Source organism: Thermoanaerobacterium thermosaccharolyticum DSM 571 (assembly GCF_000145615.1).
Lineage (GTDB): Bacteria > Bacillota > Thermoanaerobacteria > Thermoanaerobacterales > Thermoanaerobacteraceae > Thermoanaerobacterium > Thermoanaerobacterium thermosaccharolyticum.
Map to the genome: position 1 here is coordinate 1,527,106 of NC_014410.1, position 7,895 is coordinate 1,535,000.

Annotated in this window: 6 protein-coding genes and 2 rRNA genes (1 of these 8 running past the window's edge); 1 reads left to right on the plus strand and 7 read right to left on the minus strand. The window is 35.8% G+C overall.

Features of this window, described 5'->3' with window-relative positions:
• Window position 1 precedes the first annotated feature (1 nt).
• From remA to dapF, 3 genes are read right to left on the minus strand one after another with little or no spacing between them, the layout of a single operon-like run.
• On the minus strand, window positions 2-286 hold the full coding sequence (remA, locus tag TTHE_RS07600) for an extracellular matrix/biofilm regulator RemA (protein ID WP_013298009.1): 285 nt from the start codon (window positions 284-286) through the stop codon (window positions 2-4).
• A gap of 13 nt (window positions 287-299) precedes the next feature.
• On the minus strand, window positions 300-1,175 hold the full coding sequence (locus tag TTHE_RS07605) for a YicC/YloC family endoribonuclease (RefSeq protein WP_013298010.1): 876 nt from the start codon (window positions 1,173-1,175) through the stop codon (window positions 300-302).
• Between the two features lie 40 nt (window positions 1,176-1,215).
• On the minus strand, window positions 1,216-2,049 hold the full coding sequence (dapF, locus tag TTHE_RS07610) for a diaminopimelate epimerase (protein ID WP_013298011.1): 834 nt from the start codon (window positions 2,047-2,049) through the stop codon (window positions 1,216-1,218).
• 181 nt (window positions 2,050-2,230) lie between these two features.
• On the opposite strand from dapF, the gene TTHE_RS07615 reads away from it, so the two are divergent.
• Window positions 2,231-3,949 (plus strand): Rqc2 family fibronectin-binding protein, encoded by a 1,719-nt coding sequence (locus TTHE_RS07615; RefSeq protein WP_013298012.1) that lies wholly within the window; start codon window positions 2,231-2,233, stop codon window positions 3,947-3,949.
• A 12-nt stretch (window positions 3,950-3,961) separates the two neighbouring features.
• Here TTHE_RS07615 and thpR read toward each other — a convergent pair whose 3' ends face one another.
• From thpR to TTHE_RS07630, 4 genes are all read right to left on the minus strand, one after another.
• Complete coding sequence (gene thpR, locus TTHE_RS07620) at window positions 3,962-4,513, minus strand: RNA 2',3'-cyclic phosphodiesterase (protein WP_013298013.1); 552 nt, start codon at window positions 4,511-4,513, stop codon at window positions 3,962-3,964.
• 22 nt (window positions 4,514-4,535) lie between these two features.
• A complete protein-coding gene (locus TTHE_RS07625; protein ID WP_013298014.1) occupies window positions 4,536-5,087 on the minus strand; it encodes a GNAT family N-acetyltransferase in 552 nt (183 codons plus the stop codon).
• A 101-nt stretch (window positions 5,088-5,188) separates the two neighbouring features.
• Window positions 5,189-5,343: ribosomal RNA gene (gene rrf, locus TTHE_RS13760) — 5S ribosomal RNA — on the minus strand.
• A gap of 282 nt (window positions 5,344-5,625) precedes the next feature.
• Window positions 5,626-7,895: ribosomal RNA gene (locus TTHE_RS07630) — 23S ribosomal RNA — on the minus strand (it continues 1,103 nt past the right edge of the window).

The window sequence follows — 7,895 nt, forward strand, 5'->3', positions numbered from 1 at the left end:
CTTAATCTTCAGAATCGTCATCTTCAATTTCTTCATCAATAATGTCTTTTGAATTAAGCCTATTTGCAACAGTCTCAGGTTGCACAGCAGACAAAATAATGTGATCGCTATCAGTTATTATAACCGCTCTCGTCCTTCTGCCATATGTAGCATCGATAAGCATTCCCCTGTCCCTTGCCTCTTGAATTATTCTTTTAATAGGAGCAGACTCAGGGCTAACAATAGCTACTAATCTGTTTGCCGAAATAATATTGCCAAATCCAATGTTTATAAGTTTGATTGCCATAAAAATATCCTCCCTACTCTATGTTTTGCACTTGCTCCCTTATCTTCTCTATCTGATCTTTTAACTCTATCACCCCATTGACAATATCAAGATCCATTGATTTTGAACCAATTGTATTTGCTTCTCTATTCATCTCTTGAGTTAAAAAATCCAACTTTTTCCCTATCGGCATATCACTGTCTAAAGAGTTCCTAAATTGACTGATATGGCTTCTAAGTCTTGTTATCTCTTCTGCAATACTTGTCCTGTCAGCCATTATAGCTACTTCTGTCAAGAATCTATTTTGATCAAAATCATCACCAGTCAATTCTTTTATACGAGCTTCTAATTTTTTCTTGTATTCTTTGGCAACAATTGGCCCTCTCATTTCTATTTTATCAATTATATTGCTTAATATATCAAGCCTATTCATTATATCGTCTTTTAATTTTATACCTTCAGAAACCCTCATGTCAATTAAATTTTTTATTCCAATAGATAATGCCTTGTCTAATGTCGCCCAAACATTATCAACATCAATATCTGCATTTTTTATTTCTATAATACCAGAAAGCGATAAAATATCGCTTACCTTTATATCGTCTGACAATGCAAACTTATCTTTTATAGTTTTTAGTATAGTTACGTATTGATTTAAAAGATCACTATTTAATTCAAGAACATCCAAACTTTTTTCGTATGTTTCCAATGAAACATTTATCTCTACTCTTCCTCTTTTTATGCTATCAGCAATTCTTAATCTCAGCTTATCCTCTAATCCGCTTAATGGCTTTGGAAGTCTTAGTGACACATCTAAAAATCTGTGATTTAATGTCTTAATCTCAACACATATGTGAAAGCCATTTTCACTTATTTCACCTCTACCGTAACCTGTCATACTCTTTATCATCTTATCACCTATCAAATATTATAATCAACTTTATTTTTAACTAAACAATCTTAATTTCTCCTGTAAAAACTTCTTCAGCAATTCCTGTTAAATAAATATTATTATCTAACAGCCACTCAATATACAAGTCACCTTTCTTAAAATGAACATAAACATTCCTTTTCGTTTTCTCTGTTAAGGCTGATGCAACTGCAGATGCGCAAGCACCTGTGCCACAAGCAAAAGTCAGCCCAGCGCCTCTTTCCCAAGTTCTTACTGTAATATTGCTGTCATCCTCTACTTTAACAAAGTCTACATTTGTTCCACGTGGAAATATTTGTAACTTTTCAATTAATGGTCCTATATTTAAAATCATATTCTTATCAATTGAATTAACAAAAATTATAGTATGTGGTACACCCACCAATAATGAAGTTACGATATAAGTTCGACCATCTATTTTAATTGTCTCTTCTATAAATGATTTTTTATCAGTTTTTACAGGAATCATATCAGTCCTAAAAATTGGACTTCCCATATGTACTTTTACTTTTTCTACAACATCATCCTTAAAAATCAATTCGGGCATGATAATACCTGATAATGTTTCTACAGACATTTTATCCTTTTTAACAATGCCATTTTCATAAACGTACTTTGCAAAACAACGTGCCCCATTGCCGCACATCTCTGCTTCACTGCCGTCTGAATTGATTATTCTCATTTTGATATCAGCTATTCCTGATGGTTCTACAATCAAAAGCCCATCTGCACCTATTCCAAAATGTCTATCACACAATTTTCTAGCCAATATATCATAATCATATTCTTCATTATCTAGATTTTCAAATACAATGAAGTCATTACCTAAACCATTCATTTTAGTAAATTTCACAATATTTCACCTCGGTAATACAAATAACGCATATATATTATAACATAATTTTATAAAAAACAGTTTAGAAAAAAGTTTGCTCAATTAATTGTAACTTATATTACATAATCTGTCAATTTGTAATTAATTTTTGCTGTGGTATACTATTATATAGAACTTGTTTAGAAAGGATTGTTTTTATATGGCTCTTGATGGCATAACACTTTATGGCATTATTTACGAATTGCGAAATGAACTGCTGGGTGGTAAAATAGATAAGATATATCAACCAGAAAAGGATGAAATTATTATATATATAAGAAATATTGGTAACAATTATAAATTGCTTATATCTGCTAATGCTAATTTCCCAAGGATATACTTAACAGATGAATATAAGGAAAATCCAATTAACCCACCAATGTTTTGCATGTTGCTCCGCAAATATCTACAAGGTGGAAAAATTATTGATATTTATCAAAAGGAATTCGACAGGATTGTCTTTATTGATGTTTTAAGCCGTGATGAATTAGAAAAAGAAGTAGTGAAAACATTAGTAGTTGAAATAATGGGAAGGTACAGCAATATCATATTAATAGATAAGGAAAGTGAAATTATAGTAGACAGTATTAAACGAGTATATCAAGACATGAGCAAAATACGAGAAATCACACCAGGTATTAAATATGAACTGCCACCATCACAGGATAAATTAAATATAAAAAATTTTAAAAAAGAGGATTTATCTGGTGCATTAAAGCATTTTAATGGTAAAAAAATTGGTAAGGCACTTTTAAATCTTTTTGAAGGGTTTAGCCCTGTTTTGTCTAGAGAAATTGCTTATAGAAGTCAAGTCGATGATAAACACATAAATGAGATTTCGGAAGACGATATAGAGAAATTAATTTATAATTTAAATTTATTAAAAAGCCATTTAGATAATTCAAACTTTAAACCATGTATCGCTTACATTGATGAAAATCCTTTTGAATTTTCCATCATTGAGCTTACACAGTATGAGAATTTAGTTTTCTATAAAAGTGTTAACGAAGCCGCATTAAAGTTTTATAGAGAAAAAGCAAATGCAGAAAGTTTAAAATCTCGTTCTCATGATTTGAAAAAGCTTATTCAAACGCATCTAGAAAGATTATATAATAAACTTGAAAAACAATTGGATGAATTGAAAAATGCTGAAAATGCAGATCTATACAAGCTATATGGTGAACTTATAACAAGTAATTTATATAAACTTAACAAAAAAACAGATGCATTTAAAACAATAAATTATTATACTGGTGAAGAGATTACAATACCACTTGATATTAAATATACGCCAAGTGAAAATGCTCAAATGTATTTCAAAAAATATGCTAAATTAAAAAATGCAGTAGAATTTCTTACAAAACAAATAGAAGAAACAAAAAAAGAGATAGAATATCTAGAAGGTCAGCTTTTGAATGTTGAGCAGTGCACGTTACCATCGGAAATCGATGAAATAAGAGAAGAATTATCAGATACAGGATACATAAAAAAGAAAAATAAAGACAAAAAACAAAAGAAAGGTATATCTCAGCCTTTACATTATATATCTTCAGACAATTTTGATATCTATATTGGAAAAAATAATGTGCAAAATGATTACCTTACAATGAAATTTGCAGATATAAATGACATGTGGCTACACACAAAAAATATTCCAGGTTCCCATGTCATAATCAGAAGTAAAGGCACCAGCATACCTGATAGCACTATTCTAGAAGCAGCAAAACTTGCTGCATTACATAGTAAAGCAAAAAACTCATCAAATGTACCAGTTGATTACACATTAAGAAAGTACGTCAAAAAACCGGTAGGGTCAAAACCGGGTTTCGTAATCTACACGAATCAAAAAACATTATATGTAACACCCAACAATAAGTAGGTATTCGCCTACTTATTGATTTCTTAACGGAACATCAAAAATGGGTACATACACTCTCTTATTGTTCTCAAGTTTGCTTTCCATAAGATATATATTTGATATCATAAAATAATCAGAATTTAATTTATATATACTATTTATTTCCTCAATGCTCTTTATTAAAGTAATATCTCTTGCAATAGTGATATGAGTTTTAAATTTTTTATCATCTTTTCTATATCCTGCCTTAGACAATTCTGTTTCAAGTGCATCATGTAATGCCATGAGGTTCTTATCATCAACGACATTTACCCACAAAACTCTTATATTATCTTTGCCTTCGAAACAGCCAATTTTATTTAGTCTTATACCAAATGATTTGAAACTTAATGATATATTATTTGTTATCTCTCTTATTTTATTAACTTCTTCTACATTTATTTCACCAAAAAATTTAAGAGTTATATGTAAATTATCTTTATTAGTCCATCTTCCTTTTATTGTATATTTTTTTAGTTCATCTTGCAAATTCTTAATATCATTTATAACACTCTCACTTAACTTAACGGCTAAAAACGCTCTCATATTTCCTCCATTATGTATATTTTCAATTATTTCCCTGGAAATCATGTTTACAAAATTCTTCCTTAATAATACTCATCATACATTCATTTATGTATTTCCCATGTTTATATACAGCTTCCCTCAGCAATCCTTCTTTTTTAAAACCACATTTTTCATAGCATCTTATTGCTCTTTCATTAAAATCATATACTTTTAATTCAACTCGATGCAAATTTAATTCATTAAATATAAAATCTAATAAAGTCATTATTGCTTCTGAACCAAGTCCTCTATTTCTATACTTTTCCTCACCTATCATTATCGCAATTTCACAATGTCTATTTTTCCAATCTACATTGCCATATGAAATATTACCTATATATTCTTTAGTTTCATTATAAATAATTGCAAATTCACCTGACTCACTAGGATTTGCCCTTTTATTAAGCCACTCTGAAACTGAACCTTCTGTCACAGGATATGGTATACCAGGCATCAAAAAATTTCTACTGTCTTCACTATTACGAAATTCTACAAATTTCTTAATATATTTGGACTCAAACGGTACAAGTTCAATATTTTTACTCTTTAGCATCTTTACTTGCCTCCTTTTATCATAGTTTTAACGTTAATTATATCATAAAAAATAAAAAAGAGATAGTCCATTTAAAACAGACTACCTCTTTTATAAATTTTTACCGGCAGCGACCTACTCTCCCGAGTAATCAGTACCATCGGCGCTGGAGGGCTTCACTATCACCCCAAAAAGTCTTGCGACTTTTCGGGGGACCCCGATTTGGGACCGTGTTCGGAATGGGAACGGGTTTTTAACCTCCGCTATTGCCACCGGAAATCTTTTGTTCATTTGTCCTTTTACATCTTTCGAAAAAATCTTATCTAATAAATACTTTTTTCGAAAAATATTATCACAAGTGAACTATTAATTGCGTTTTCGTTATATACTCGGCGAACGCAGTGCAGTGAGGCTATAAAAGCCGTCACAACGCATAGACGGCTTTAGCCGAACTAACGTAGTGAGCCGTTAGTATATAGAAAACACAATTTGTGAACGGTGATAATATTTTTCGCTATATGCTTTTTTAAATGAACCTTGAATACTGCACAATGCTTCTTTGGTCAAGTCCTCGACTTATTAGTACCGGTCAGCTCAAAGTATTTCTACTCTTACACCTCCGGCCTATCTACCTCGTCTTCTCCAAGGTGTCTTACTCTGGCACTCAACTCTACCTACTGTAATCTATTTTATTTCATTCCCTAACATTTGTACATAGTGCTTTTTTCCTTCAGTAAGTATAGTTGAGTGCCAGATGGGAAATCTTTTCTTGAGGTGGGTTTCACGCTTAGATGCTTTCAGCGTTTATCCCTTCCAAACTTGGCTACCCAGCTGTGCGAATGGCTTCGCAACTGGTACACCATCGGTTTGTCCACCCCGGTCCTCTCGTACTAAGGGCAGTTCCTCTCAAATTTCCTACGCCCGCGACGGATAGGGACCGAACTGTCTCACGACGTTCTGAACCCAGCTCGCGTACCGCTTTAATGGGCGAACAGCCCAACCCTTGGGACCTACTTCAGCCCCAGGATGCGATGAGCCGACATCGAGGTGCCAAACCTCCCCGTCGATGTGGACTCTTGGGGGAGATCAGCCTGTTATCCCCAGGGTAGCTTTTATCCGTTGAGCGACGGCAATCCCATTCTCTACCGCCGGATCACTAAGCCCGACTTTCGTCCCTGCTCGAATTGTCTTTCTCGCAGTTAGGCTACCTTCTGCCTTTGCACTCTTACGCGCGATTTCCTTCCGCGCTGAGGTAACCTTTGGACGCCTCCGTTACTCTTTGGGAGGCGACCGCCCCAGTCAAACTGCCCGCCTGTCAGTGTCCATATGCCGGCTTACGGCTCCTATGTTAGAATTTCGGTAATATCAGGGTGGTATCCCAACGTCGGCTCCAGATAGGCTTGCGCCCATCTTTCTCCGCCTCCCACCTATCCTGTACAGATATTACTAAAATTCAGTGACAAGCTGCAGTAAAGCTCCATGGGGTCTTTCTGTCCTGTCGCGGGTAACTCGCATCTTCACGAGTACTACAATTTCACCGGGTCCCCCATCAAGACAGCGCCCAAGTCGTTACGCCTTTCGTGCAGGTCGGAACTTACCCGACAAGGAATTTCGCTACCTTAGGACCGTTATAGTTACGGCCGCCGTTTACTGGGGCTTAAGTTCTGTGCTTCTCCGGCACTCAACTCTATCTACTAAGAGTTTATGCTTTTGGCTATTCTTTCTTTTAACCATCTTCTTGCATTATGGGATTTTTTTAATTGTTTTTCTCTTTTTTGGGCATCTTCTTTTGCTTTATATGCTTCATAGTATATTAGTTCCCATTTATGCCCCTTTGTATATTTGTTTAGCTCTTTATTATGAGCTTCTAGTCTTTTCCTTATATTTTCTGAATAGCCTGTATATATGCCTCCATTTTCGTTCTTTATTATATAGACATAATACATTTCTTTCACTCCTAATAGGTATAGTTGAGTGCCGGATAACACTTCCCCTTAACCTTCCAGCACCGGGCAGGCGTCAGCTCCTATACTTCGTCTTTCGACTTAGCAGAAACCTGTGTTTTTGGTAAACAGTCGCTTGGGCCTCTTCTCTGCGGCCTTTCGGCACTCCTTCTCCCGAAGTTACGGAGTCTTTTTGCCGAGTTCCTTAATGAGGGTTCTCCCGCTCGTCTTTGGATTCTCTCCTCGCCTACCTGTGTCGGTTTCTGGTACGGGCACCTCTATCCTCGATAGCAACTTTTCTTGGCAGCCCCTTCGAAACTTCGCCTTTCGGCTCCCCTTCACAGCTCTTATGAGCTTTGGTACTTCACTCAAAGCTCTTTTCGTCGCTGCTTGGACGTGCTCTACCAACCGCACGCTTTTCTTATCTCGCTGCGTCCTTGCTTCTCTTTTGACGGATTTCGGTGGTACCGGATTTATTACCGGTTGTCCATCGCCTACGCTTTCGCCTCGGCTTAGGTCCCGACTTACCCTGGGCGGATTATCCTTCCCCAGGAAACCTTAGGCTTTCGACGGTAAGGTTTCTCGCCTTACTCTCGTTACTTATACCGGCATTCTCTCTACTGTACTGTCCAGATTCGCTTACGCTTATCCTTCGCCCTGTACAGTACGCTCCCCTACCATTCTTTCGAATCCGTAGCTTCGGTGGCATGTTTTAGCCCCGTTTATTTTCGGCGCGGGATTTCTCGACCAGTGAGCTATTACGCACTCTTTGAATGTATGGCTGCTTCTAAGCCAACATCCTGGTTGTCTTGGAAATCCTACTTCCTTTCCCACTTAACATGCTCTTTGGGACCTTAGCTGTCGGTCTGGGCTGTTTCCCTTTTGA